This window comes from Nocardioides secundeburneus (assembly GCF_039939255.1).
Taxonomy (GTDB): Bacteria; Actinomycetota; Actinomycetes; order Propionibacteriales; family Nocardioidaceae; genus Nocardioides.
Window position 1 is genome coordinate 37,417 of record NZ_JBDUUE010000001.1, and the last position, 26,128, is coordinate 63,544.

The window sequence follows — 26,128 nt, forward strand, 5'->3', positions numbered from 1 at the left end:
CACGGGCTTGTCGGGCGAGGCTGCCGCAGTAGCGTCGACGACATGAGTCGTATCGCCGTCGTCGGCGGCCACGGTCGCGTGGCCCTCCAGCTCCACCCGCAGCTCGTCTCGGCCGGGCACACGCCGGTCGCCCTCGTGCGCACCGAGGACTACCGCGACGAGCTCGAGGGGCTCGGCGCCGAGGTGCGCCTGCTCGACATCGAGGCCGGCGACGTCGAGCAGTTCGTCGCCGCGTTCGAGGGCTGCGACGCCGTCGTGTTCAGCGCCGGCGGTGGCGCCGACGGCAACATCGAGCGCAAGAGGACCGTCGACCTCGGCGGCACCCTCCACTCCCTCGAGGCCGCCCAGCGGCTCGGTATCCGGCGCTACGTGCAGGTCTCGGCCTGGGGCGTCGACGAGCCGCTGCCCGACGACGTCAGCCCGGTCTGGCGGGCCTACGTCGACGCCAAGCGCGACTCCGACGCCGCCGTCCGCGACTCCGGGCTCGACTGGACGATCATCCGCCCGGGCCGCCTCGTCGACGAGCCCGCCGACGGTCGCGTCAAGCTCGGCACCGACGCCGACGTCCCCCACGACGACCCCGGCCGCTCGGCCGACCCCGACAACACCAACGGCGACGTCACCCGCGGCGACGTGGCGGCCGTCGTCGCCGCCGTCCTCGACGCCCCGCACACGATCGGCGTCCAGGCCGTGCTCGTCGGGGGCGACGTCCCGCTCGCCGACGCCGTCGCCGCACTCGCGCGCTGACCGGCTACGACGTCGATCACCACGAGCAAGCCCACTCGACCATTGCCCGCCGCGGCGCGCGGGCGCGCCGGACGCCGTTTCGCGTCGCCCGATGCGAGCTCCAGCGAGCAGGGGCGTCGCGAAACGGTGGCTGGCGCGTTCGCTCAGGCGCCGCGGCCGCGCGAGCTCCGCTCGCGCCATTCAAATGGGCCGGAGCTCGTCGGCGTAGCTGACCGAGAACCGGCGCATCACGCCGGAGTCGCTGATGGCGTACTGACCCATGCGCCACAGCGGCGGCGAGTAGGCGTGGATGGAGACCGAGCCGTCGATCGCGCCGGCCATGCGGTGGATGTGGTCGGGGCCGAAGGCGAGGGTGTCGCCGCTGGTGAAGGTCGAGACGACCGCGTCGCCACCCAGTCGGGGGCGGGCCTCGGTGACGGCGCCGCGGGTCACCGCGACGGCGCCGGACGACGTGTCGTGGTCGTGCCAGCCGGTGTCGTCCTGGAGGTCCCAGCACAACAGCCAGACGTCGATGTCGGCGTCGCGGTAGAGGGACACGTAGTGCCGGCCGTCGGCGTCGACGGCTCGCTCGTGGTGCACGTGGTGCTCCCACAGCTCGGGCCGGGCAGCGAGCTCGCGCACCCAGGCGCGCAGCTCCTCGGCGTCGAGCTGGCGGCCCGGCAGGGCAGGCAGCTCCTCCACGCTCAGGACGCACGCCGTCGGGGAAGGTACGGCTACGGCGGTCATCGGACTCCTCCGTTCAGCAGGTGATGGGGGTTGGAGACGAACAGGGCGTGGCTGAAGGCCTCGCCGAGACCGGGGTCGTGGGGCTCGGCGTAGGGCCGGTCAGAACCGTGCACGATCGGGTCGACCCCCACGACGCGCACGACGGCGTCGACGGCGCGGTGGCCGTACGACGAGGTGTCGTAGAAGACGAAGCGGTCGACGGCGCCGAAAGTGCCGCCGCGGGCGGCGAGCCGCTCGTGGTGCAGCGGCGCGAGGCCGGCGAGCGCGACGAAGCAGATGCGCAGCGTCGGCAGCAGCGCGCGGCCGGCGACGTGCCAGGCGAACCAGGCCGCGGTCTGCTGGGCGGTGTACGACGTCAGGGCCGGCCACCAGCCGGGCACGGCGACGTCGGACGCCGGGGCCGGGCCGGGGTGCACGAGCACCGGCAGGTCGGCGTCCTGGACGACGTCGAGCACCGGCGCGAGCCGATCGAGCGCCGCGGGGTCGAGCAGGGCGGTGGCCGGCACCTGCAGCCCGACGACGGCGTCGTGCGCCAGGGTCGCCCGCAGCGGGTCGAGGTCGGGCTCGACGAGGTTGACCGACGCCCACACCCCGTGCGCGGGGCCGACCTCGGCCGCGAGGCCGTGCCAGGCGTCGAGCAGCGGGGCGGCCTCGTCGGGGGGCAGCGACTCGATGCCGAGGGGGCTCGACAGCGACAGCAGGGCCCGGTCGATGCCGTCGGCGGCATCGGCCCTCGCACGGTCGGCGAGCACGTGGACGGCGGGGTCGATCACGAACTCCGGCTCGCCGTCGAGGAGCAGCCGGTCGCCGACGACGCGCGGGCCGCGCGACCGACGCCGCAGCTCCTCGAGGAGCGCGTCGGGCCACGCGTGCTGGTGCACGTCGAGACGGGACATGTCGACCACTATAACTCTACTGACTTAGTTCTGTTAACGCGGGCCGTACCGTGTCGCACATGCCGTCCACCCTCGCCTGCCTCGGCCTCGACGTCGACTCCGTCGAGGCGCTCAACACCCACCTGGAGTCGATGCCCTCCTCGCTCGCCGGGCGCACCGCCGGTGTCGAGTCGGTGCGCTACACCGACCTCAGCGGGGCCCGGGTCGTCGTCGTCCGCGACGAGAACGGCGAGACTCTCGACCTGGTGCCCTCCTACGACGCCCGTCCGGGCGCCCTGCTCGGCGACCTGGGCCCCTTCGGCCCCGTGGTGCAAGCCGACGTGCTCGGCGACGACAACGAGGTGGTCACCCGACTCGCCACCGACCTCGAGCAGCACCGTCACCTGCGGTCGACGATCGGCGGTCCGCTGCGCGCCTCGCTCGTGGCGCTCGGCGTCGAGATGGCGGTGCACGACGACGAGGCCGCCTTCGCGGCCTCCGACGCCAGCCGGCTCGACGGCGGCGACCAGCGCTTCGGGGCCGAGTCGTTCCTGTCCTACGGGCTCTTCGGCAGCCAGGACGCCGCCGAGCCGACGGCCCACCTGGCGGGCGTCGTCCTCGAGGCCACGACGCAGACCAACAAGGCCACCGGGCAGGACTTCCACGTCGCACGGGTGCGCACCGTCGGATTCGAGGCGACAGTGTGTCTCGCGGCCTCGTCGACCGCCGTCGCGCCGCGGCCGGGCAACGTCGTCGCCGGGGCCTGCTGGGTGGTCGCCGACGTACCGACGCTGTGGACCGTCGAGCCGCCCCGCAAGAGACGGCGCCGCTGATGCCCTAGAGCGTCGACCCGCCGCGCCCGAACCGCTCGTCGAGCCACAGTTTCGCGCTGCCGGCGACCCCGGCGACGTCGTGCACCAGCTTGCCGAGAGCATCCTGCGAGGCCTCGAACGCACTCGAGTAGGACTGGGCGGCGTCCTTGGCGGCGTCGGTGACGCCGGCGTGGGCGTCGTCTGTGCGGCGCGAGTAGGCGCCGCCGAGGATGGTGGCGTACTCACCGGAGTCGACCCAGGCTCGCAGCTCGGCGGCCCGGACGACGGCGAACGGGTGGGTGGTGCGCTCGACGAGCATCAGCTTCAGCACCGAGTCGCGCAGGTCACCGCTGTCGAGGTACTCGCGGCCCTGGGCCATGAAGGTCGTGAGGTCGAGCTCGCCGACCAGGCCGCCGCTCGCCATCTGCATGTGGGTGCGGATGGCCGCCGAGGGGTCCTGCGTGGTGAGCAGGCCGGCCCGGTCGGCCGACAGCTCGGACTTGCGCTGCCACTCGTAGAGGGCCGCGATGATGGCCCGGATGCCGAGCCCGCCGAGCGGGACCGAGCCGAGCACGCCGGTCATGTTGATCAGCCGCATCAGCAGGGTGCGGTAGACGGCGTGGCCGCTGAGCGCGTGGCCGAGCTCGTGGCCGACGACGAAGCGCAGCTCGTCCTCCTGGAGCAGGTCGACCAGGCCCGAGTTGAGCACGATGATCGGCTTGTCGAGGCCGATGGTGAACGCGTTGAGAGTCGGGTCGGCGCGCACGAACATCTCCGGGACGTCGTCGGTGTCGAGCACGCGGGCGGCGTCGCGCAGCAGGTAGTGCAGCGACGGGAACTGCCGCTCGTCGACCCGCACGGCGGTGCCGAGGAACAGCAGGCGCGTGGTGCGCTCGTTGACCATGCCCGAGATCGCCTTGAGCACGGTGTCGAAGCCCTTGAGCCGGCGCAGGGCGACCAGCGCGCCGCGGTCGGCCGGGTGCTCCCAGGCCCGCGAGCTGATGTCGGTGAGCGGCATGCGCGGCTTCTCCGGGATCACGCGGTCACCGTACGTCACGCCCCGTAGACCTCGACCTCCGTCGCCTTGACCACGAAGAAGCCGCGCGCCCCCGGCACCAGCTCGAGCTCGGCGGCCGCCTGCGGCGTCACGTCGGCACCGAGGTCGCCGGCCCGCACCCGCACCAGGTCGCCGAGCGGCTCGACCTGCTCGATGACGACCGGGACCACGTTGCGCGGGCTGCCGTGCGGGGCCTCGGGGTAGACCGCGACCGCGGTGGGCCGGAAGACCGCGATCGCCGGCGCGCCGTCAGCCGGGGCCTCGCCGACGCCCTGTCCCGCGACGGCGCCGCCGTCGTCGAGCGTGACGGCGCCGTCGCGCCACCGGCCGACGACCAGGTTGAGCCCGGCGAGGCGGGCCGCGAACGCGCTGCGGGGACGGGTGAGCACGTCGCGGCTGGCGCCGGCCTCGACGACGCGGCCGCCGTCGAGCACGAGCACGCGATCGGCCAGCAGCAGCGCGTCGAGCACGTCGTGGGTGACGACGACACAGGTGCGTTCGGCGAGCACCCGTCGCAGCGTCTGTCGCAGCGCCGGCGCGACGGCGATGTCGAGCGCGGCCATGGGCTCGTCGAGCAGGAGCAGGTCGGGGTCGGCGGCGAGAGCGCGCGCGACGGCGGCCCGCTGGGCCTGACCACCCGAGACCTGCCGCGGACGGCGGTCGCCGAGCTCGCCGATGCCGACCTCGTCGAGCAGCTCCTGGGCGCGCCGTCGCGCCGCGGCCCGCCCGACGCCGGCGCTGCGCGGCCCGAACGCGACGTTGTCGAGGGCGCTGAGGTGCGGGAACAGCAACGGCTCCTGCGCCAGCAGGGCGACCCGGCGCCGGTGCGGTGCGACGTCGACCCGTCGTCCGGGCCGGCCCACCGACGTGAGCGTGCGCCCGGCCAGCTCGACCCGGCCCCGGTCGGGGCGCAGCAGCCCTGCCACCACGTTCAGCACGGTCGACTTGCCGGCCCCGTTGGGCCCGAGCAGCGCGACGGTCTCGCCGGCGGCGACGTCGAGGCTCACCTCGACGTCGCGCTCGGCGACCGTGAAGGAGACGGACAGGCTCACAGGGCCCCGCTCCGCTGCCGGGTCAGCCCGATCACCAGGACGGCGACCACGACGAGCACGAGCGAGAGCGCGATGGCGGCGTCGGGGTCGTCGAAGCGCTGCAGGTAGATCTCGAGCGGCAGGGTGCGGGTGACGCCCTCCCGGCTGCCGGCAAAGGTGATCGTGGCTCCGAACTCGCCGAGCGAGCGGGCGAAGGCGAGCACCGCGCCGGAGATCAGACCGGGCACGGCCAGGGGCAGGGTGACCCGCAGCAGCACCGTCGTGGGGCGTGCGCCGAGCGATGCGGCGACCACCTCGTAGCGCTCGCCCGCCACCCGAAGCGCGCCCTCGAGGCTCACGACGAGGAACGGCATCGACACGAACACCTGCGCCATCACGACAGCCAGGGTGGAGAAGGCGACCTCCTCGCCGACCACCTCGAAGGTCTCGCCGATCAGGCCGCGCTTGCCGAAGGTGTAGAGCAGTGCGAGGCCGCCGACCACGGGCGGCAGGACCATCGGCAGCAGCACCAGGGATCGCAGGACGGCCTGTCCGGGGAACCTGGTTCGGGCCAGGACGAGCGCCATCGGCACCCCGAGCAGCACGCACACCAGCGCGCTCACCGCCGAGGTGCGCAGGCTCAGCGCGAGCGCCGACAGCGACGACTCGGAGGTGATTAGGCCCCAGAAGTCCGACCACTCCACCTGCGCGACCAACGCCGCCAGGGGCACCACGACGAACAGCGTGCCGACGACCGCCGGCACGACGACCCAGCGCGGCAGCCCGACCGGTCGAGGGCCGGGTCGCGACGTCACCCTCGCGACCCTACGGGGCGCCGAACCCCGCGGCGCTCAGCACCTGCTGACCGTCGGGGCCCAGCACCAGGTCGACCCACTCCTGGGCGAGGTCGCCGGCGTCGCCGTCCTTCACGGTGGCGATCGGGTAGGTGTTGACGGCGTCGGCGGACTCGGGGAACTCGATGCCCTCGACGGTGTCGCCCGCGGCGATCACGTCGGTGACGTAGACGAGGCCGGCGTCGCCCTGGCCCGAGGTGATCTTGCCGAGCACGTCGGTGACCGACTGCTCCTCGCTCGCCGGGTCGAGGGTGATGCTGGCAGCCTCGGCCACGGTCTGCGTGGCCGCGCCGCACGGCACCTCGGGGGCGCAGATGACGAGGTCGAGGTCGCCGGCGAGGTCCTGCAGCGAGGTGACGCCGGCCGGGTTGCCCGGCGGTACGGCGATCTCGAGGGTGTTGGTGGCGAAGTCCTGGGGGTCCTGGCCCTGGAGGTCCTCCGCGGTGAGCTTGTCCATGTTCTTGGTGTCGGCCGAGGCGAACACGTCGGCGTCGGCGCCGTTGATGATCTGCTCCACGAGGTCGGAGGAGCCGCCGAACTCCAGCACGACGTCGACGCCCTCGTGGTCGGCTTCGAACCGCTCGGCCAGCTCCTCGAAGGTCGAGGTGAGCGAGGCCGCGGCATAGACGGTGAGGGTGGTGCCGTCGCCGCTGGAGCCGTCGCCGTCGTCGTCACCTCCGCACGCGACGAGGCCAGGGGCGAGCAGGACGAGGGCGGGGATCATCAGGAGACGGCGCACGGTGCGGCCTTCCACATCGGAGGAGGCGGGGGTGCAGACATCATGCCCTAGGAACTTCCTAGGCGTGCACCTCTACCGCTCCACGATCACGGTGGTCGCCTTGACCACGGCCGTGGCCGGCGAGCCGGGCTCGAGGCCGAGCTCGTCGGCCGCCTCACGACTCATCAGCGACACGATGCGGTAGTCGCCGCAGGCGAGCTCGACCTGCGCCATCACCGCGTCCTTCTTCACCGAGACCACGATGCCCGCCATGCGGTTGCGCGCGCTGCTCGACCGCGTGGACGGCGCGTGCTGGCGCAGCAGCTCGGCCAGCCGGTCGGCCCGCAGCACCCGCTGGCCGCGCTGCCGCTCGAACTCCACGCGCCCGTCGGCCTCCCAGCGCCGCAGCGTGTCGACGCTGACGCCGAGCGCCGACGCGACCTCGCCGATGCGCAGGTAGTCGGCCACCTCAGGCCTCCCGCATCGGCACGCGCACGCCGCGCTCGGCGGCGACGTCGGCCGCGCGCTCGTAGCCGGCGTCGACGTGGCGGATGACGCCCATGCCGGGGTCGTTGGTCAGCACCCGCTCGAGCTTCTCGGCGGCCAGTGCCGTGCCGTCGGCGACGCACACCTGGCCGGCGTGCAGCGAGCGGCCGATGCCGACGCCGCCGCCGTGGTGGAACGAGACCCAGGTGGCGCCGGAGGCGGTGTTGACGAGCGCGTTGAGCAGCGCCCAGTCGGCGATGGCGTCGGAGCCGTCGAGCATGCTCTCGGTCTCGCGGTAGGGGGAGGCGACCGAGCCGCAGTCGAGGTGGTCGCGCCCGATGACGACCGGCGCCGTGAGCTCGCCGCTGGCGACCATCTCGTTGAACCGCAACCCGGCCAGGTGGCGCTCGCCGTAGCCGAGCCAGCAGATGCGGGCCGGCAGCCCCTGGAAGGCGACCCGCTCGCCGGCCATCGTGATCCACCGGTGCAGGCGCTCGTCGTCGGGGAACAGCTCGAGGATCGCCCGGTCGGTGGCCGCGATGTCGGCCGGGTCGCCGCTGAGCGCCGCCCAGCGGAACGGGCCGCGGCCCTCGCAGAACAGCGGGCGGATGTAGGCCGGCACGAACCCGGGGAACTCGAAGGCCCGGTCGTAGCCGCCCTTGCGGGCCTCGTCGCGGATCGAGTTGCCGTAGTCGAAGACCTCGGCGCCGGCGTCCTGGAACTCGACCATGGCCCGCACGTGCGCGGCCATGGAGGCCTGGGCGTCCTTGGTGAAGCCGTCGGGGTCGCGGTCGGCGGCGTCCTTCCAGTCGGCGACCGAGACCCCGACCGGGAGGTAGCTGAGCGGGTCGTGCGCCGAGGTCTGGTCGGTGACGACGTCGATGGGCGCCTTCAGCTCGAGCAGCCGCGGGAACACCTCCGCGGCGTTGCCGAGCAGCCCGATCGAGAGCGGACGCCGGGCGTCGCGCGCCGCGACCGCGCGCCGCAGGGCGTCGTCGAGGTCGTCGGCCTGCTCGTCGAGGTAGCGGTGCTCGATGCGGCGGGTGATGCGCTCCTGGTCGACGTCGACGCAGATCGCGACACCGTCGTTCATCGTGACCGCGAGCGGCTGCGCGCCACCCATGCCGCCCAGGCCCGCGGTGAGCGTGATCGTGCCGGCCAGCGTGCCGCCGAACCGCTTGTCGGCGACCGCGGCGAAGGTCTCGAAGGTGCCCTGGAGGATGCCCTGGGTGCCGATGTAGATCCACGACCCGGCGGTCATCTGGCCGTACATCGTGAGGCCGAGGTCCTCCAGTCGGCGGAACTCCTCCCAGTTCGCCCAGTCGCCCACCAGGTTGGAGTTGGCGATGAGCACCCGCGGCGACCACGGGTGCGTCTTCATGACGCCGACCGGTCGCCCCGACTGCACCAGCATGGTCTCGTCGTCGGCGAGCGTGGTGAGCGTGCGCACCAGCGCGTCGTACGACGGCCAGTCGCGCGCGGCCTTGCCGGTGCCGCCGTAGACCACGAGGTCCTCCGGGCGCTCGGCGTTGTCGGGGTCGAGGTTGTTCATCAACATCCGCAACGGCGCCTCGGTCTGCCACGAGCGGGCGGTGAGGTCGGTGCCGCGGGCGGCGCGGATGGGCAGTCGGTCGTTCATGAGAGCTCTCCGATCGTGTCCTCGACAGCCTTCACGACGGCACCCGAGGCCACCAGCCCCACGGCCGCCTCGATCTCGGGGGCGAGGTGTCGGTCGGGACCCGGCGCCGAGACGCCGTGCTCGCGCAGGAGCGCGACGACGGACGCCGTGGCCGGCGCCGGCGTGAGCGGCGCCCGCAGCTCGAGGCCCCGCGCCGCCGTCATCAGCTCGATGGCGACGACGCGGGTGAGTCCGTCGACCGCACGGCGCAGCTTGCGAGCGGCCGACCAGCCCATCGAGACGTGGTCCTCCTGCATGGCGCTGGAGGGGATCGAGTCGACCGAGGCCGGCACGGCGAGCCGCTTGAGGTCGGAGACGATGCCGGCCGCGGTGTACTGGGCGATCATCAGGCCGCTGTCGACGCCGGGGTCGTCGGCCAGGAACGGCGGGAGCCCGTGGTTGCGGGCCTTGTCGAGGAACCGGTCGGTGCGCCGCTCGCTCATCGAGGCGACGTCGGCGGCGGCGATGGCCAGGAAGTCGAGCACGTAGCCGACGGGCGCGCCGTGGAAGTTGCCGTTGCTCTCCACCCGGCCCTGTCCGTCGACACCGCCGTCGAGGTCGACCACCACCGGGTTGTCGACGGCCGAGGCCAGCTCGCGCCCGGCGACGAGCGCCGCGTGGTCGACGGTGTCGCGCGCCGCCCCGTGCACCTGGGGGGCGCAGCGCAGCGAGTAGGCGTCCTGCACGCGGTTGCAGTCGGGTCCGCGGTGCGAGGCCACGACGCCGGAGTCGGCGAGCAGCCGCACCAGGTTGGCCGCCGACGACGCCTGGCCCGGGTGGGGGCGCAGGGCCTGGAGGTCGGCGGCGAACACCCGGTCGGTGCCGAGCAGCGCCTCGACCGACATGGCCGCGGCGACGTCGGCGGTGCGGAGCAGGACCTGGAGGTCGGCCAGGGCGAGCACCAGCATGCCGAGCATGCCGTCGGTGCCGTTGATGAGGGCGAGCCCCTCCTTCGCGCCGAGCTCGACGGGGGCGAGCCCGGCGGCCGCCAGGGCCTCGCCGGCGTCGCGGAGCACGCCGTCGGCGTCGCGCACCGGACCCTCGCCGATCAGCGCCAGCGCGCAGTGCGAGAGCGGCGCGAGGTCGCCCGAGCAGCCCAGCGAGCCGTACTCGTGCACGACCGGGGTGATGCCGTGGCTGAGCAGCGCCGCGAGCAGCTCGGCGGTCTCGCGGCGGACGCCGGTGCGCCCGGTCGCGAGGGTCGACAGACGCAGCAGCATCAGGGCCCGCACCACCTCGCGCTCGACCTCCGGCCCCGACCCCGCGGCGTGCGAGCGCACCAGCGAGCGCTGCAGACGCGCACGGAGGTCGGGCTCGATGTGCCTGGTGGCCAGCGCGCCGAACCCGGTCGAGACGCCGTAGGTCGGCGTCGCGGCCGAGGCGAGACGCTCGACGACGGCGCGGGCGCGGTCGACGGCCGCGAGCGCGTCGTCGGCGAGGACGACGGGAGCACCGTGGCGGGCCACGGCGACGAGGTCGGACGGGACGACGGCGCCGATGCCGACGATCACGGGCTGAGGGGTCATGGCGTTATCAAACGCTCACCCGTCGGGATGACGTGTACCGGGTGCGGCGTCCGGTGTGGGCGAAACCGCACGACCGGGCGGGATCACGCCTAGCATCCCGAGCACCGGCCCGACAAATTGACGACTAGACCACCTCATGCTCGCTCGACGCCCCGGGTACGGCCGCGTCACTGCAGTCTTCGGTCTCGGGGCCGACCCCTCCCCTCCCCCCTCCTAGGAGCCCCCTCAGATGCGTCGCGTACTCCCCATCGCCGTCGCTGCCGCCGTCCTGTGCGCCAGTCAGATGCCAGCCACCTCCACCGCCGCGCCCGTGGGCGCCGGGGTCGCCGTCCAGGCGGCGCCGGCCAAGAAGGCGCCCCTCGTCCGGACCAAGTTCGCGCTCTCCGCGATCGCCGCCGGCACCAACGTCTCCGGCGGCATGGTGCCGGTCAACTCCGCCCCGACCTCGGCCCAGTCGATCGGGTGCAACAACAAGGCCAACCGCGACAAGACCAACGTGATCGCCGCCCTGACCCTGCCCGGCCTCGGCCGCCTGGAGGGCGTCTCGACGCGGGTGTGGACCGAGAAGCGCGGCAACCTGGTCGCCAGCAACGCCGAGCACAAGATCGCCCGGCTCGTGCTGGCGCAGAATGCCATCGGCAGCCTCGAGATCGAGGGCCTGACCTCGCTCAGCCGTGCGTTCAACAACAACGGGCGCTACGGCACCAGCTCGACGACCAGGATCGCGAAGATCGTGCTCAAGCTGGCCGACCGACCGGCCGTGACGCTGCCGATCCCGACCCCGGGCCGCCCGCTGCTCGTGCCCGGTCTCGTGCGGATCGCCATCGGCGAGAAGATCTCCAGGGTCACCAAGGCCGGGGCCGAGCAGCGCGCCACCGCGCTCGACATCCAGGTCATCCCGCTGAAGACCCGCGCCCGCGTCGCCCCCACGCGGGCGCGCATCGACGGCAACATCAAGCAGGGCATCTTCCGCGGCTATGCCGCCGGTGTCGAGGCACGCGGCCTCGCCGACAACCTGAGCATCGGCCGCCAGGCCCTCACGCTCATGCCCTGCCAGGGCACCCTCGGCAAGCCCGTCATCCGCAGCATCGCCGGCGTCGACCTCAGCACGCTCGGCAACGTCGAGGGCGTCTCGTCCGGCCTCATCACCACCAACCGGCCCGCGGTGGCCAAGGCGACCACCGCCGGTCGCGTCGCCGACGTGTCGCTGCTCGACGGCAAGGTGCGGGTCAAGGGCATCGTCGGCGTCGCCACCGTCACCCGCGACCGGGGCACGACCACCCGCAGCAGCGCGGGCAGCACGATCGCCGAGATCACCATCAACGGCCAGGTCGTCCGCATCCCCAAGATCGGCAAGCTCGAGATCCCCGGCCTCGTCAAGCTCGAGGACGGGCTCGAGTTCAAGCGGGCCGACGGTCTCCGCGTCGTCGGTCTGCGCATCACGGTGCTCGACGGCACCGGTGCCGTGATCGACCTCGGCATCGCCGACGCCGGCATCGGTCAGGGCGTGAAGGCGCCGCCGAAGAAGAAGACGAAGAAGTAGCGCTCGCCCCACCGCCGGCTCCGGCCGGTCAGCATCGCCCGGTCCGACAGGACCGGGCGATGCGCGTTTTCCACCGCACGGTGCCGAGACGTCCTAGGGTGACGTCGATCACCCTCCTCGTGCTCCGGGAGACGACATGCTCGACGCCTCGACCGATCCCCGCCCGCTCCACCGGCTGCTCACCGCGGCGTTGCTGGGTCTCGCCCTTGTCGCCACGGCCCTGGCGTTGCCGTCGTCGGGCGGCGAGCGCGCCGGCACCACGCTGCGCGACGACTACGAGGCCCGCAAGGCCGCGCTCGGCGTGCCGCACACCGACCCGCCGGGCACGCCGGCACACACCCACGACCCGCGGTTCAAGAACCTCCTCGCCCGCGGCGGCGAGAAGGGCACCGACGCGACCGACCCGACCACGGCCGCGCAGGCCCGGGCCGCCGCGGCGTACGTGGCGGCCGAGCGGCGTCGTCCCGACCCCCGGCTCACGACCGTGCCGGTGCGTGCGGCCCGCCGCGAGGTCCCGCAGAACCGCTACGTGATGGCCGGCGGCTGCTACACGCTCGGCGCCTCGCCCGGCCGCTTCGTGCGGGCGACGCCCCAGGGCGTGGCCGCCGTGGCCGGGCGACCCCGCACCGGCACGCGCTTCCGGTTCCAGGCCACGCAGCTGGGCACCTACCTGCTGTTCTTCCAGGGCCGCCAGTTCCTGGCCGGCAGCGACGGGCTCGGGGCCGACCGCCTGCCGAGCACCGCGGCCGAGTTCACGGTGCGCCAGGTCGGCGGCCGGTTCACGTTCCGCCTGCCCGACGGCCGCTACCTGCAGGCCAGTGGGGCGCGCATGGGCCTCGGGGCGAGGCCGACCGCGTTCGCCCTGCGCAACGTCGACACCTGCCTGGCCTACCCCGAGGCCCAGGTCGACGTCTCCGGCCGGCCGCACGCCGGCGTCACGTCGTTCCAGGAGGTCCGGGGCTTCGTCGACGCCCACACCCACGGCATGGCCTTCGAGTTCCTCGGCGGACGCGCCCACTGCGGCCGTCCCTGGCACAAGTACGGCGTGGCCTACGCGCTCGTCGACTGCGCCGACCACAGCGTCACCGGCGGCAACGGCGCAGTGCTCGAGGCCTTCCTGTCCGGCAAGCCGTCGCACGACCCCGTCGGCTGGCCGACCTTCAAGGACTGGCCGGCGCCCGACTCGCTCACCCACGAGGGCACCTACTACCGGTGGATGGAACGCGCCTGGCGCGGTGGCGAGCGGTTGTTCGTCAACCTGCTCGTCGAGAACAACAAGCTGTGCGAGGTCTACCCGCTCAAGAAGAACAGCTGCGACGACATGGACTCCATCCGCCTCCAGGCCCGCCGCATGCGCGAGTTCCAGAACTACGTCGACGCCCAGTTCGGCGGCCCCGGCAAGGGCTTCTACCGCATCGTCACGACCCCCTTCGAGGCCCGGCGCGTCATCAACGCCGGCAAGCTCGCGGTCGTCATGGGCATCGAGACGAGCGTGCCCTTCGGGTGCACGTTCAAGGCCGTGGCCGGCACCGACGTCCCCGCGTGCACGCAGGCCGACATCACCCGCCAGATCGGTCAGATGCACGCGATGGGGGTGCGGCAGATGGAGCTGGTCAACAAGTTCGACAACGCCCTCGGCGGCGTCGCGGGCGACGAGGGCGCGACCGGCGTCGTCGTCAACGCGGCCAACTTCCTCGAGACCGGCACCTTCTGGAACATGAAGACCTGTGCTCCGGCCACCACCGAGGCGCACGACAAGAACCAGTACGCCCTGCCCGGGGGCGCCCCGGCTCAGGACGCGATCTTCGGCGCCATCGGCCGCCTCTTCGGCGGCGTGCTCCCGGCGCTTCCGATCTACCCACCGCCGGCGCACTGCAACGCCCGCGGGCTCACCGGGCTCGGAGCCCACACGATCCGCGAGCTGGTCAGGCGCGACATGCTCTTCGACCCCGACCACCTCAGCGTGAAGTCGCGCCAGGCGGCGATGGACGTGATCGAGGCGCTCGACCACCCCGGCGTGCTGTCGAGCCACTCGTGGTCCACCCCCGACGCCTACCCGCGCATCTACCGCGCCGGCGGGTTCATCACCCCCTACGCCGGCGACTCGACCGGCTTCGTCGACAAGTGGCGCTCGCACGTGCGCTGGGCCGACCCGCGCTACTACTGGGGCATCGGCTTCGGCGCCGACATCAACGGCCTCGGCGCCCAGGGCAACCCGCGGGGCGCCGGCGTGCGCAACCAGGTGACCTACCCGTTCAAGGGCATCAACGGCATCACCGTCCAACGGCAGCGGGCCGGCCGACGCGTCTACGACATCAACCGCGACGGCGTCGCTCAGTACGGCCTCTACCCCGACTGGATCCAGGACCTCACGAAGGTGGCCGGCGCCGCCCGCCGTGGCGACGGCGCCGCCATCTTCGACGACATGACCCGCGGCCCCGAGGCCTACCTGCAGATGTGGGAGCGGGCCACCGGCATCCGGCCCGACTCGTGCCGCAACCCGGGCTTGCGCAAGCCGGTGGACGTCGTCCGCAAGGTCGTGAAGCGGGGCATGACCACGACCGCGGTCATGCGCGCCGTCGGTCAGCCGTTCCGGCGCCTCGGCACGAGCTACGGCGTGTGCGCGAAGGCGCCCGGCCGGCCGAAGGTGATGGTGACGATCGAGTTCTCCCGCCGGGGCACGGTCGTCGGCGTCCGCTCGCGGTGAGGGCGGCGTCCTACCGGGCGCAAGTTACCTACCGGTAGGATCCATCTCACCCCAGGATGCGCTGCACAGCCCGAGAGCGACCAATAAGGTCGAACGGTCCTGGATCCCGACGTCCGGGCACCCGATCGACTGGAGTCCTGAGCACATGCAGATCGTCGCCATCGTCATCGCGCTCGCGCTGACCGCCGTCGCCGTCGTCCTGACGACGCAGGCCGTTCGCCACATGCTGGCCGTCATGAAGCAGGGTCACCCGGCGCCCGGCCGCTCCGACCAGCCCGGACGCCGCACCGCGACGATGCTGGTCGAGACGTTCGGCCACACCCGCATGCTGCAGTGGCACTGGGTCGGCATCATGCACTGGTTCGTCTACCTGGCCTTCATCGTGCTGAGCACGGCCGTGCTCACCGGCTACTTCCAGCTCTTCGACCCCGAGTTCGCCCTGCCGATCATCGGCCACTTCTTCCTCTTCGAGTGGCTCAGCGAGGGCATCGGCCTGCTCGGCACCGTCGGCATCGTCTTCCTCATCGTCTACCGCCAGCTGAACCACCCGCGGCGCAAGGGCCGCGACAGCCGCTTCTACGGCTCGAACTTCTGGCAGGCCTACTTCGTCGAGGCGATGGCGCTGCTCGAGGGCTCGGCGATCCTCTTCATCCGCGGCGCGGAGTACAACCTCGGCCAGATCGCGAGCGACCACCCCGAGGACTTCGACCGCTTCCACTTCCCGATCAGCTCGTTCTTCGGCAACCTCTACCCCGAGGGCGTCGAGGGCAACGAGCAGACGCTCGAGAACATCATCATCGGCATCGCCCTGTTCAAGATCGTGCTGGCGATGGTCTGGCTGATCGTCATCGCCCGCAACGTGACCATGGGCGTCGCCTGGCACCGCTTCACCGCCTGGCCGAACATCTGGTTCAAGCGCGAGAGCTCGGGCCGCACCGCCCTCGGCGCCGTCAAGCCGCTCACCAACGCCGGCAAGCCCGTCACGCTCGACGACATCGACGACCTCGACGACGACGCCACGCTCGGCGTCGGCCAGGTCGAGGACTTCTCCTGGAAGGGCATCCTCGACTTCACCACCTGCACCGAGTGCGGTCGGTGCCAGTCGCAGTGCCCGGCGTGGAACACCGAGAAGCCGCTGTCGCCCAAGCTGCTCATCACCAGCCTGCGCGACCACGCCTACGCCAAGGCCGGCTCGCCGTCGGTCGACGACGGCCCGGCCGGCGAGGCGCCGGCGTCCCGCGCCCTCATCGGGGGCGGCGGTCGCGTCGAGGAGATGAACGGCACCCCGGTCAACGACTGGTTCTACAACCCCGAGGGCGCCGACTTCGTCATCGACGAGGACGTCCTGTGGTCGTGCACGTCGTGCGGTGCGTGCGTGCAGCAGTGCCCGGTCGACATCGAGCACGTCGACCACATCGTCGACATGCGCCGCTACCAGGTGCTGGTCGAGTCGAACTTCCCGGCCGAGCTCAACGGACTGTTCAAGGGCCTGGAGAACAAGGGCAACCCGTGGAACATGTCCTCCTCGGCCCGGCTCGACTGGGCCAAGGGCCTCGACTTCGAGGTCAAGGTCGTCGGCGACACCATCGAGTCGCTCGACGAGGTCGACTGGCTGTTCTGGGTCGGCTGCGCCGGCGCCTACGAGGACCGCGCCAAGAAGACCACCCGCGCCGTCGCCGAGCTGCTCGACATCGCGGGCATCTCGTTCGGCGTGCTCGGCAACGGCGAGACCTGCACCGGCGACCCCGCGCGGCGCGCGGGCAACGAGTTCGTCTTCCAGGGTCTGGCCCAGCAGAACGTCGAGGTGCTCACCGAGGCCAAGGCCAAGAAGGTCGTCTCGACCTGCGCCCACTGCTTCAACACGCTCAAGAACGAGTACTCCCAGTTCGGCATCGAGCTCGAGGTCGTGCACCACACGCAGCTGCTCAACCGGCTCGTGCGCGAGGGGAAGCTGACCCCGGTCAAGGACGGCGCCGGCGCCCACCAGCGCTCGATCACCTACCACGACCCGTGCTACATCGGCCGCCACAACGGCGTCTACACGCCGCCGCGCGAGCTGCTCCAGATCCTGCCCGGCGCGACCTACGTCGAGATGGAGCGCAACTCCGAGCGGTCCTTCTGCTGCGGCGCCGGCGGCGCCCGCATGTGGATGGAGGAGAACATCGGTGAGCGGATCAACATCAACCGCACCACCGAGGCCGTCGAGACCGGTGCCGACCAGATCGCCGTCGGCTGCCCGTTCTGCCGGGTGATGCTCTCCGACGGGCTGACGATGAAGCAGTCGAAGGGCGAGGCGCGCGAGGAGGTCGAGATCCTCGACGTCGCGCAGATGCTCCTCGCCTCGGTGAAGGGCGAGCAGGCCACCAAGCTCCTGCCCGGCGCCGGCGCCGAGAACCAGGCCGCCGAGGCCGCGGCGGCCAAGGCCGCCCGGCCGGTCGAGACCAAGGCCGAGCCCGAGGCCGGCGACGAGACCATCACCGCCGACACCGTCGTCGACACCGCCGACGCCGGACCGGCGGCCAAGGCCTCCGGCGGGTCGTCGATGTTCGACGACCCGGGCAGCATGTTCGACGAGCCCGCGGCGAAGCCCGCCCCCGCGGCGAAGGCCGCCGAGGAGAAGCCGGCCTCCGGCGGGTCGCTGTTCGACGATGCCTCGAGCATGTTCGACGAGCCGGCGCCCGCCGAGAAGGCGCCCACCGACGAGCCGTCCGAGTCGAAGCCGGCCGCGACGTCGGGTGGTTCGCTGTTCGACCTCGGTGGCGACGACGAGCCCGAGGCGAAGGCTCCTCCTGCCGAGGAGCCCGCCGCCGAGGAGCCTCAGGCTGCGGAGCCTGCGGCGAAGCCGGCCTCCGACCTGGGCTCGGGTGGCTCGCTGTTCGACCTCGGTGGCGACGAGCCGGCTGCAGAGACGGCGTCCGAGCCGGAGCCCGAGCCCGAGCCTGAGCCGGACCCTGAGCCGGAGCCCGCCCCGAAGCCGACCGCCGACCTGGGGTCGGGCGGATCGCTGTTCGACATCGCTGCACCCGAGGCGCCCGCGGCCGAGCCCGACCCCGAGCCGACGGCTGCGGCCGAGGTGGTCGAGCCGGAGCCCGAGACTCCCGCCGCCGCGCCCGCGGCGGAGATCCCCACCGGCGGGTCGCTGTTCGACATCGCGGCGCCCGAGCCGGTCGCAGCGGCGTCCGCGCCTCAGGCGACCGAGTCTGTGGAGCCGGAGCCGGAGCCGGAGCCGGAGCCGGAGCCCGAGTCCGTTGCGGAGCCTGCGCCGGCACCCGCCGTCGAGGTCCCGTCGATCCCCGAGGGCGGCTCGCTCTTCGACATCCAGGCCCCCGAGCCCGCCGCACCGGCGTCCGCGCCCCAGGCGGTCGAGCCCGAGCCGCAGCCGGCCGTCGAGCCCACGGAGCCCGCGGAGCCCGCAGCGACCGAGGTGCCCGAGGGACAGCCGGGAACGCTGAGCGGCGGCGCTGCCGTCAGCGAGGCGGCCACGACCATCTCGTCCGACGACACCGAGGGCCACACCGAGCCCGTTGCGACGTCCGAGACCGAGGAGTCGGAGGCCGCAGGGGAGCCCGAGGAGCCGGCGGCGGCGAAGGAGCCGGAGACCCACCCCAAGCCCATGAGCAGCGGACCTGCCCACCAGCCCCGCACCGACGTCGAGATCGGCGAGGGCTCGCTCTTCGACCTCTGACCGGTCCCGGGGCAGGGGTCGTGTGCCCGTCGACGGTCTCTGGACCGTCCTCGAGTACACGACCCTCCCCCGGCCGAGGTCGGCTGCAGGGTCGTGTGCCTGAGCCCGGCGTCCAGACCGGTGAGAGGCACACGACCCCGCTACCCGCCGACGCCCGGCACCACGCCCGGCACCACGCACAGCCGTCACGCAGCCGAGTCGGGCAGCTGCCCGGGCACGCCGAGCGCGATCAGGTCGACCGCGACCTGCCGGGGCTCGTGTCGCAGCTCCCGGCTCGAGCACTGCACCACCACGCGGTCGTGGGCGGTGATGCGTCGGAGACGACGGAGGTCGTCGTCCCAGGTCGCCGCCTCCTGGTGCGCCGGACCGGCGACCTCGAGCACCACGACCCGCCCCTCGGAGGTGACCCACTCGCAGTCGGTCCACCGTCGCTTGCCCGAACGGTCGACACGCGGGCGCTGGCGAACCGGCCGGGGCATCCGGGCCAGCAGGCACATGCGGGCGACGTCGAGCTCGGCCGCGGAGTGCGCCCCGAGGGCGATGTCGCCGAGCGCCGACCGGAACACCTTGGCGCGGCGCAGCGGGTGCAGCTGGTCGATCCACTCGGTGAGCCGCTCGGCGGTGGTCAGGCGTTGCTGCACCGCCGCCGCCAGCACGCCGACCCCCACCCTCGGCGGCGCCGAGTAGGCGGCCCACAGCAGGATCGCCGGCTCCAGTAAGGCCGAGGGGATGCCTGGCTTCGTGCTCGTCAGCAGCCTGAACGGACGCCGCGACCGGAAGAACCGCACGCCGGGCACGTGCTCGAAGCTCAGCTCGTCGTCGACGAGCACGGTGACGTCGTCCCGCTCCCAGCTCGCGAGGCCGTGCCGCGAGGCAGCCGTGAGCCCGCCGAGGATGCTGCGCGGCCCGGCGTGCAGCACACCGACCCAGCGTCGCTGCTCGGTCGTCAGGACGCCGGTGACCGTGCTGACGACCCGCGGCGTGCGTACGACCCAGCGCCGCGCTGCGACGTGGGCGTCGACGGCGTCCCAGTCGATCCCGATCGCCGTGAGCTGGCGACGAGCCACGATCCCGGCCTGGTCGCCGACCAGACGTCGCAGCGCGCCGTCGCGCCGGGTGCGCTGGGCGTCGTCGAGCGATCGCGGCTCGTGACGCTCGGCGGGACCACTGCTGGGCATGCCGCACATCGTGCGCGTTCGCGAGCCGTCACGCCGGCGTCATCCACAGGCCCCGCCGGGCGACTGGGGTCGTGTGCCTGAGCCCGGCGCCCAGACCGGCGAGAGGCACACGACCCCCACAGCCCGGCCCGACGAGGCTCAGTGCTGCGGAGGCTTCATCTCCTCGGGCGTGGGGGTGTGGTCGGGCACCACGACGGGGCGCAGGCGTGACCACGCCACGAAGGCGCCGCCCACGACGACGAGCACGATGCCTGCCCAGAGGTTGGCGTTGACGCCGTCGGTCTTCGCGCCGCCCTCGTCGCCCGAGACGAGACGGGTGACGAGCAGGATGACGCCGTAGGCGAGCAGCAGGGCGCCGATCACGTTGCGGATGTCGAGAGCCCCGGCGGTGTGCTTCGTGCCGGACTTGTCGAGGTCGGTCATGTCGATCTCCTTCGCAGGTCGCGGTGTCAGAACAGGACGTTGAGGACGACGACGAGGCCGAGGGCCACGCCGGCGAGCGGGAGCGTGCGTCGGTACCACGGGTAGCTCGCCTCGTGCGGGTCGACGAGGTCCTCCTTCGGCGTCTCGGAGTAGACGAGACCCTTGAGCTCCGAGGCCGGCTTGGGCGTGCCGGCGAGCGAGACCGCCACGCTGACGACGATGTCGACGACGAACGCCGCGCCGGCGGCCACGAACGACGCGCCCTGGCCCGACAACGGCAGGACGCCGAGCGAGGCCGAGCCGAAGGCGTCCTCGCTCAGGAACGCGACGAGGATCGCCGAGCCGGTGCCCGAGACGAGGCCCACCCAGCCGGCCGTCGCCGTCATGCGCTTCCAGAACATGCCGAGGATGAAGGTCGCGAACAGCGGGGCGTTGAAGAACCCGAACAGGGTCTGCAGGTAGTCCATGATGTTGGAGAAGTTGGACGCCAGCCCCGCGGTGAAGACGGCGATGACCGTCGCGCCGACGGTGGCCCACCGGCCGACCGCGAGGTAGTAGCCGTCGCTCTTGTCCTTGACGGCGTACGACTGCCACAGGTCGAAGCTGAAGACGGTGTTGAACGCCGAGATGTTGGCGGCCATGCCGGCCATGAACGCCGCCATGAGGCCGGCGATCGCGATGCCCAGCAGGCCGTTGGGCAGCACGTCGCGCATCAGGTAGAGCAACGAGTCGTTGAACTCGACCGGCGCGCCCGTCGGGTCGTCGACGCTGCCGCCGCTCTTGACCGTGGCGATCTCGGAGACGAGCACCGCGGCGATCATGCCGGGCAGGATCGTGATGAACGGGACCAGGATCTTGGGGAAGGCGCCGACGATCGGCGTCTTGCGCGCCGACGAGATCGAGTCGGAGGCCATGGCGCGCTGCACCTCGACGAAGTTCGTCGTCCAGTAGCCGAAGGAGAGCACGAAGCCGAGGCCGAACACGATGCCGATCACCGAGAGCAGGTCGGAGTTGAAGCCGGTGAGGTTGCTGCCCGGCCAGCTGTTGAGCTGGGCGTCGGCGTCGGCCGCGCTCGGGGCCGCGGCGGTGATCCGCTCCTTCAGCCCGTTCCAGCCGCCGACCTCGTGGAGGCCGATCAGCGTGAGCGGCAGCAGGGCGGCCACGATGACGAAGAACTGCAGCACCTCGTTGTAGATCGCCGCGCTCAGGCCGCCGAGGGTGATGTAGGCCAGCACGATGACGGCGGCGACGATCAGCGAGACCCAGAGCTGCCACCCGAGGAGCGCCTCGATGATCGAGGCGAGCAGGTAGAGATTGATGCCGGCGATGAGCAGCTGGGCGACGGCGAACGAGATCGCGTTGACCAGGTGCGCCGGCGGCCCGAACCTGCGGAGCATGAACTCCGGCACCGAGCGCACCTTCGAGCCGTAGTAGAACGGCATCATCACGACGCCGAGGAACAGCATCGCCGGGATCGCGCCGATCCAGAAGTAGTGCAGGGTCGGCAGGCCGAACTCGGCACCGTTGGCCGACATCCCCATGATCTCGACGGCGCCGAGGTTGGCGGAGACGAAGGCCAGACCGGTCACCCAGGCCGGGAGCGAGCGCCCGGAGAGGAAGAAGTCGACCGAGTCGCTCACCTGGCGTCGGGCGAGCAGCCCGATGCCGAGGACGAAGGCGAAGTAGAGCGCGACGATGAGGTAGTCGACGACGTTGGCGTCGATGATCGTGTCCCCGGCCAGGGGCAGCACAGCAGGCATGGGTCTCCTCCCAAGAGTGCAAACTTCCTCACCGTAGGAAGTGCCCCGTGTGGCCGTCCTCACCCGTCCGGGTCTGACCGGCCGGGCGCGTGACGTCGTCCTGGCGCCACTTGATGTCACGCTGCCCTTGACTTGACATCATGATGATGTCATCGTGATGCACATGGACATCACCCCGTACGTCGACCACCTGCGCCGCGACCTGCTGGCTGCGGCGTCGGGTGCCGGAGAGGAGCTCCGCTCCGCCGCCGAGCGCCTCAGCTTCGCGCTCGACCCGGCGGCCCGGCTGGCGCTGATGGAGGCGATCAGCCAAGCGTGTGCCGAGATCACCGCCGAGATGCCCGACGGCGGCGTCGACGTCCGGCTCGACGGCCGCGACCTCGCCTTCGTCGTCGACGCTGCGGTCGTCGGCCCGCCGGCCCCGCCCGCTCCCCCGGCCCCGCCGGCTCCTCCGGCACCGCCCGAAGCCCCCGACGACGGCGGCACCGCGCGCATCACCCTGCGCCTGCCCGAGTCGGTCAAGACCCGGGCCGAGGACGCCGCCGCTGCCGCCGGCCAGTCGGTCAACACCTGGCTCGTCAACGTCGTCCGGGCCGCCACCCGTGGCGACGGTGGCGACACCGCCGTCCACGTCGACGTCGACCTGTCGAGCATCCCGTTCTTCGGCGGCTCGGGCTTCCCCGACCGCCGCGGCGGGCGCGGCCAGCGCCGCATGACCGGCTGGATCTGACCCACCCCTCCCCTCCGGGACCGGCCACCTGGCCGGCCCCGCGGACCGAAACACCCTCGTCCCGGCTCCATCCCGCCCGACCCCACCCGTCCCAGGAGGCACGAACCCATGACCGACCACTACTTCGAGACCCACGAACCCGTCGAGCTCTACGTCGAGAACGGCAAGGGGCTCGTCGAGGTGCACGCCGGCGAGACCAGCGAGACCCGCGTCGAGCTGTCCGGCCCCGACGCCGACGACGTCGACGTCCGCCTCGAGGGACGCCGGTTGAGCGTCGTCCCGCCGAGCCACCGCGGCCTGCGCGGCGACCGTCAGCTCGATATCACCGTGACGCTGCCGAGCGGCAGCGATCTCGTCGCCAAGCTCGGCAGCTCCGACCTCCGCTCGACCGGGGCGCTCGGCACCGCACAGGTGCGCACCGGGTCGGGTGACGTCACGCTGGACGACGTCGCCGGCCCGGCGGTCGTCGAGAGCGGCTCGGGCGACGTCACCATCGACGTCGTCCGGCAGCCGCTGCGGATCAAGAGCGGCTCGGGCGACGTGCAGGTCGGTGCGACGCTCGCCGAGCTCACCGCGTCGACCGGGTCCGGCGACGTGCAGGTGCGCGAGGCGGCCGGGGTGGTGGCGGTCAAGACCGGGTCGGGCGACCTCGCGATCGCCGCCGCGCACGGCGACGTCGCGCTCACGACCGGCAGCGGCGACCTCGAGCTGCGCTCCATCGCGGCGGGGCGCGTGCAGGTCAAGGGCGCCTCGGGCGACGTCCGCGTCGGCATCCCCGCCGGCGTGCCGGTGTGGACCGACGTCTCCACCGTCTCGGGCCGCATCCACTCCACCGTCGAGGGCGCCGGCGAGCCCGAGCCGGGCGCCGACCACGTCGAGCTGCGGGCCAAGACGGTCAGCGGCGACATCCAGCTCACCCAGATCTGAAGGAGACCACCATGACCACCAGCGACCTGTACGAGTACGAGCTCCTGCGCAGCCGCACCACCGCCACGACCTCCCACCAGGACGCGCGCACCCGCGCCGTCACCGATCGCGAGCGGCGCCGCACGCGTCGTCACCGCATGGCTGGTCGCCTCCGCTCGGTCGCCGACCGCCTCGACGCCTAGCGTCGGTCGAGCCGGTCGACGACCGCCCCGACGTCGACCCGGCACGTGAGCACGCGTCCGTTGCCCACGCCGGTCTCGGAATAGTCGTTGGCCACGACGTAGAGGGTCCGCCCGTCGTCGCCACCCAGCACGCACGAGAAGCACGGCTGCCCGACGTCGATCGTCTGCAGCACCTCGCCGCCCTCGGCCACCCGCCGGCAGCTGCGCCCCGGCACGCTCGCGAACCACACGGCGCCGTCGGCGTCGAGGCAGATGCCGTCGGGCGCCGCACCCTCGCCGAGCTCGGCCCACACCCGCCGGTCGACCAGATCGCCGTCGTCGGCGATCGTGAACGCCGTCAGCCGGTCGGCGTGCGACTCGGCGACGATCAGCGTGCGCCCGTCTGGCGTGATCGCCATGCCGTTCGGGAACCACAGGTCACCGACCAGGTCACGGCTGCTGCCGTCGGGCTCGACGACGGCAGCGAGGCCGGGCAACGGCTCCTCCCACGGCATCGAGCCGGGCATGTCGACATAGGCACGACCGGCCGGGTCGACGACGATCTCGTTGAACCCACGGCCGGGGGCGCCGTACGGGGCGAGCTCGTCGCCGACCCGCACGCCGTCGGGAGTGGTGACGACGAGGCGCCCGTCGGGCAGCCAGTCGATCGAGAACGGCAGGCCCTCGACCTCGGCGACGACGTGCCGCGTGCCGTCGGCGTCGAAGACCAGCACCTCGCCGGCCATCCAGTCGCACATCCAGAACCGGCCCTGGTGCCAACGGGGTGACTCGCCCATCTGGAGGCCGGTGGCGAACACGTCGACGGCAGTCATGCCGGGTTCGACCGTCAGGTGACGCAGGACTCATCGCGTGAGGTCAATGTAGCGGCGGCATTCGGCTGATCTTGAGGTGTCCCTCCTAGCGTTGACGTCGACCCGTGGTGACTCGGAACCACCCCACCGGGACCGAAGGAACCACGCCATGGCCACCATCCTCATCGCCGACGACGACCACGACGTCCGCGACCTCGCCCGCCGCGCGATGGAGGCCGCCGGCCACGACGTCGTGATCGCCACCGACGGCGCCGAGGCACTCGCCCGGGCCGGTGCCGCCGACCTCGCACTGCTCGACGTGTCGATGCCGGCCCTCGACGGCTGGCGGGTCGCCGCCGAGCTGCGCGGCGCGCCGCACACCCGCGACCTGCCGATCGTCGTGGTGTCGGCGATGAGCACGTCGTCCGAGATCGAGTCGGCACTCGACGCCGGTGCCGACGGCTACCTGACGAAGCCGTTCGTGCCGTTCGAGCTGCTCCGCCGGGTCGAGCACCTGCTCGCCGTCACGCCGGCCGAGCGTCGCCGCGCCCGCGGCCGGGAGTCCGTGCGCCGCGCGCGCCGCACGGCCTGACCCCGCGTCGCCGACGGGTCAGCTCTTCATCGCGACGCCGACGCGCCAGTAGCCCATGAAGGCGACCTGGTGGCGGTCGATGCCGAGGTCCTTGACCAGTGCGCGCCGCAGCGCGGTGACGACCTTCGACTCGCCGGCGATCCAGGCGTAGAGGCCGTCGAAATCGTGCCCGACCGCCCGGCTCGTGGCGTCGACGTCCTCGCCGGACGACGAGTGGCCCGGCGTCTCCCACAGGTCGGGGTCGACCTCGTCGTCGCTGACCTCGAGCCGGTGGGGCGTGGTGCCGAGGTGGTCGAGGGCCGCGGCGTGCAGCGCCTCACCGCGCGGGTCGCCGTCGCGCGGGAACCAGCGGACGACGACGCCGTCGGGGTGCCGCAGGGTGAGCACGTCGTCGGCGAAGGGCACCTCGAGGAACACGTGACCGCGCGCGTCGTCGGCCAGCTGCTCGAGGATCGCGGCGACGGCCGGCACCGCCGTCTCGTCGCCGACCACGAGGAGCGTGCGCGCGTCGCCCGGGATGAACTCGATGCCGCCGTAAGGCATGCCGCGACGCGGGCCGAGCAGCATCAGCCGGTCGCCGACCCGGGCGTTGGCGCCCCAGGTGCCGCCGGGGCCGCACTCGCCCTCGTGCACGATGAAGTCGACCACGAGCCGGGTGTCGGCGCCCTCGCCGACGACGTCGCGCACGGTGTAGGTGCGCATGTGGCCGCGCTCCTCGACGGGCTTGTCGAGCCAGGTGTAGAACCACGACTCGTCGGCGCCCTCGAACGAGGGCAGCGGCCCTCCGGGGGTGGCCGGGAAGATCAGCTTGATGCGCTGGTCGTAGAGCCGGCCGTCGACGCCGAAGTCGGCCAGCGCGGGCGAGGCCAGCTCGACCCGCACGAACGAGGGCGACAGCCGCTCGACGCGGACGCACTCCACCTCCTCGAGCAGGAGCGGGAGGGTCTGGGTGGTGCTGGTCATCGTCGTCCTAGCGAGGTAGCGGGTAGGTTAGGGTCACCTTACCTTGCTGCGCTCGCAGGAGTACCCGGTGCACCGGGTGTTCCTGACGTTCCCAGGGGTTGCAACACCCGAGAACGCGCTGAAGAAGCCGAGAAGCT

At 72.5% G+C, this 26,128-nt stretch carries 23 protein-coding genes; 9 read left to right on the plus strand and 14 right to left on the minus strand.

Going from position 1 to position 26,128, the window contains the following annotated elements; translation table 11 throughout:
* The first annotated feature begins 42 nt into the window (after window positions 1-42).
* Window positions 43-747, plus strand: a complete 705-nt coding sequence (locus tag ABFT23_RS00170) for an SDR family oxidoreductase (RefSeq protein ID WP_347891684.1) — start codon at window positions 43-45, stop codon at window positions 745-747.
* 180 nt (window positions 748-927) lie between these two features.
* On the opposite strand, the gene ABFT23_RS00175 is transcribed toward ABFT23_RS00170, so the two are convergent.
* Window positions 928-1,428: a cysteine dioxygenase gene (locus ABFT23_RS00175; RefSeq protein ID WP_347891686.1), complete on the minus strand. Its 501-nt coding sequence runs from the start codon at window positions 1,426-1,428 to the stop codon at window positions 928-930.
* 41 nt (window positions 1,429-1,469) lie between these two features.
* Complete coding sequence (locus ABFT23_RS00180; RefSeq protein WP_347891688.1) at window positions 1,470-2,369, minus strand: amidohydrolase family protein; 900 nt, start codon at window positions 2,367-2,369, stop codon at window positions 1,470-1,472.
* Between the two features lie 59 nt (window positions 2,370-2,428).
* On the opposite strand from ABFT23_RS00180, the gene ABFT23_RS00185 reads away from it, so the two are divergent.
* Window positions 2,429-3,181 (plus strand): hypothetical protein, encoded by a 753-nt coding sequence (locus ABFT23_RS00185; RefSeq protein ID WP_347891689.1) that lies wholly within the window; start codon window positions 2,429-2,431, stop codon window positions 3,179-3,181.
* A gap of 4 nt (window positions 3,182-3,185) precedes the next feature.
* Here the strand turns inward: ABFT23_RS00185 and ABFT23_RS00190 are convergent, their stop codons facing one another.
* The 7 genes from ABFT23_RS00190 to hutH form a co-directional block, all read right to left on the minus strand.
* Window positions 3,186-4,199, minus strand: coding sequence for a M48 family metallopeptidase (locus tag ABFT23_RS00190; RefSeq protein ID WP_347891690.1), 1,014 nt, complete (start codon window positions 4,197-4,199; stop codon window positions 3,186-3,188).
* 14 nt (window positions 4,200-4,213) lie between these two features.
* Entirely contained in the window at window positions 4,214-5,269 is a 1,056-nt protein-coding gene (locus ABFT23_RS00195; protein ID WP_347891692.1) for a sulfate/molybdate ABC transporter ATP-binding protein, read from the minus strand.
* Window positions 5,266-6,063, minus strand: a complete 798-nt coding sequence (locus tag ABFT23_RS00200) for an ABC transporter permease (RefSeq protein ID WP_347891694.1) — start codon at window positions 6,061-6,063, stop codon at window positions 5,266-5,268. The genes ABFT23_RS00195 and ABFT23_RS00200 overlap by 4 nt, the downstream gene beginning before the upstream one ends.
* Before the next feature lie 10 nt (window positions 6,064-6,073).
* A complete protein-coding gene (gene modA, locus ABFT23_RS00205; protein WP_347891696.1) occupies window positions 6,074-6,841 on the minus strand; it encodes a molybdate ABC transporter substrate-binding protein in 768 nt (255 codons plus the stop codon).
* 72 nt (window positions 6,842-6,913) lie between these two features.
* Window positions 6,914-7,288 carry a TOBE domain-containing protein gene (locus ABFT23_RS00210; RefSeq protein ID WP_347891698.1) on the minus strand — a complete coding sequence of 125 codons (375 nt, stop codon included), beginning with the start codon at window positions 7,286-7,288 and terminating at the stop codon, window positions 6,914-6,916.
* Window position 7,289: 1 nt separating this feature from the next.
* Window positions 7,290-8,945: a urocanate hydratase gene (hutU, locus tag ABFT23_RS00215; protein WP_347891699.1), complete on the minus strand. Its 1,656-nt coding sequence runs from the start codon at window positions 8,943-8,945 to the stop codon at window positions 7,290-7,292.
* Window positions 8,942-10,510 carry a histidine ammonia-lyase gene (gene hutH / locus ABFT23_RS00220; protein WP_347891700.1) on the minus strand — a complete coding sequence of 523 codons (1,569 nt, stop codon included), beginning with the start codon at window positions 10,508-10,510 and terminating at the stop codon, window positions 8,942-8,944. The genes hutU and hutH overlap by 4 nt, the downstream gene beginning before the upstream one ends.
* Before the next feature lie 229 nt (window positions 10,511-10,739).
* Here hutH and ABFT23_RS00225 point away from each other — a divergent pair, with 229 nt between their 5' ends.
* The 3 genes from ABFT23_RS00225 to ABFT23_RS00235 all read left to right on the plus strand — a co-directional run bounded on the left by ABFT23_RS00225 (window position 10,740) and on the right by ABFT23_RS00235 (window position 18,445).
* Window positions 10,740-12,053 (plus strand): choice-of-anchor P family protein, encoded by a 1,314-nt coding sequence (locus ABFT23_RS00225; protein ID WP_347891702.1) that lies wholly within the window; start codon window positions 10,740-10,742, stop codon window positions 12,051-12,053.
* Window positions 12,054-12,189: 136 nt separating this feature from the next.
* Complete coding sequence (locus tag ABFT23_RS00230) at window positions 12,190-14,760, plus strand: hypothetical protein (RefSeq protein WP_347891704.1); 2,571 nt, start codon at window positions 12,190-12,192, stop codon at window positions 14,758-14,760.
* A gap of 145 nt (window positions 14,761-14,905) precedes the next feature.
* A complete protein-coding gene (locus tag ABFT23_RS00235) occupies window positions 14,906-18,445 on the plus strand; it encodes a heterodisulfide reductase-related iron-sulfur binding cluster (RefSeq protein WP_347891706.1) in 3,540 nt (1,179 codons plus the stop codon).
* 185 nt (window positions 18,446-18,630) lie between these two features.
* Here ABFT23_RS00235 and ABFT23_RS00240 read toward each other — a convergent pair whose 3' ends face one another.
* From ABFT23_RS00240 to ABFT23_RS00250, 3 genes are all read right to left on the minus strand, one after another.
* Complete coding sequence (locus tag ABFT23_RS00240; RefSeq protein WP_347891708.1) at window positions 18,631-19,623, minus strand: hypothetical protein; 993 nt, start codon at window positions 19,621-19,623, stop codon at window positions 18,631-18,633.
* A gap of 138 nt (window positions 19,624-19,761) precedes the next feature.
* Complete coding sequence (locus ABFT23_RS00245) at window positions 19,762-20,046, minus strand: hypothetical protein (RefSeq protein ID WP_347891710.1); 285 nt, start codon at window positions 20,044-20,046, stop codon at window positions 19,762-19,764.
* A gap of 26 nt (window positions 20,047-20,072) precedes the next feature.
* Complete coding sequence (locus ABFT23_RS00250) at window positions 20,073-21,794, minus strand: sodium:solute symporter family protein (protein ID WP_347893032.1); 1,722 nt, start codon at window positions 21,792-21,794, stop codon at window positions 20,073-20,075.
* A 175-nt stretch (window positions 21,795-21,969) separates the two neighbouring features.
* On the opposite strand from ABFT23_RS00250, the gene ABFT23_RS00255 reads away from it, so the two are divergent.
* The 3 genes from ABFT23_RS00255 (at window position 21,970) to ABFT23_RS00265 (ending at window position 23,645) form a co-directional block, all read left to right on the plus strand.
* On the plus strand, window positions 21,970-22,536 hold the full coding sequence (locus ABFT23_RS00255) for a pilus assembly protein HicB (protein WP_347891711.1): 567 nt from the start codon (window positions 21,970-21,972) through the stop codon (window positions 22,534-22,536).
* Between the two features lie 108 nt (window positions 22,537-22,644).
* Window positions 22,645-23,463: a DUF4097 family beta strand repeat-containing protein gene (locus ABFT23_RS00260; RefSeq protein WP_347891712.1), complete on the plus strand. Its 819-nt coding sequence runs from the start codon at window positions 22,645-22,647 to the stop codon at window positions 23,461-23,463.
* A gap of 11 nt (window positions 23,464-23,474) precedes the next feature.
* Window positions 23,475-23,645, plus strand: coding sequence for a hypothetical protein (locus tag ABFT23_RS00265; protein ID WP_347891714.1), 171 nt, complete (start codon window positions 23,475-23,477; stop codon window positions 23,643-23,645).
* Here ABFT23_RS00265 and ABFT23_RS00270 read toward each other — a convergent pair.
* Complete coding sequence (locus tag ABFT23_RS00270; RefSeq protein WP_347891716.1) at window positions 23,642-24,457, minus strand: SMP-30/gluconolactonase/LRE family protein; 816 nt, start codon at window positions 24,455-24,457, stop codon at window positions 23,642-23,644. The genes ABFT23_RS00265 and ABFT23_RS00270 overlap by 4 nt on opposite strands.
* 148 nt (window positions 24,458-24,605) lie before the next feature.
* Here ABFT23_RS00270 and ABFT23_RS00275 point away from each other — a divergent pair, with 148 nt between their 5' ends.
* Window positions 24,606-25,028: a response regulator transcription factor gene (locus ABFT23_RS00275; protein ID WP_347891718.1), complete on the plus strand. Its 423-nt coding sequence runs from the start codon at window positions 24,606-24,608 to the stop codon at window positions 25,026-25,028.
* Window positions 25,029-25,046: 18 nt separating this feature from the next.
* On the opposite strand, the gene ABFT23_RS00280 is transcribed toward ABFT23_RS00275, so the two are convergent.
* On the minus strand, window positions 25,047-25,991 hold the full coding sequence (locus ABFT23_RS00280; protein ID WP_347891719.1) for a siderophore-interacting protein: 945 nt from the start codon (window positions 25,989-25,991) through the stop codon (window positions 25,047-25,049).
* Between the last annotated feature and the right edge of the window lie 137 nt (window positions 25,992-26,128).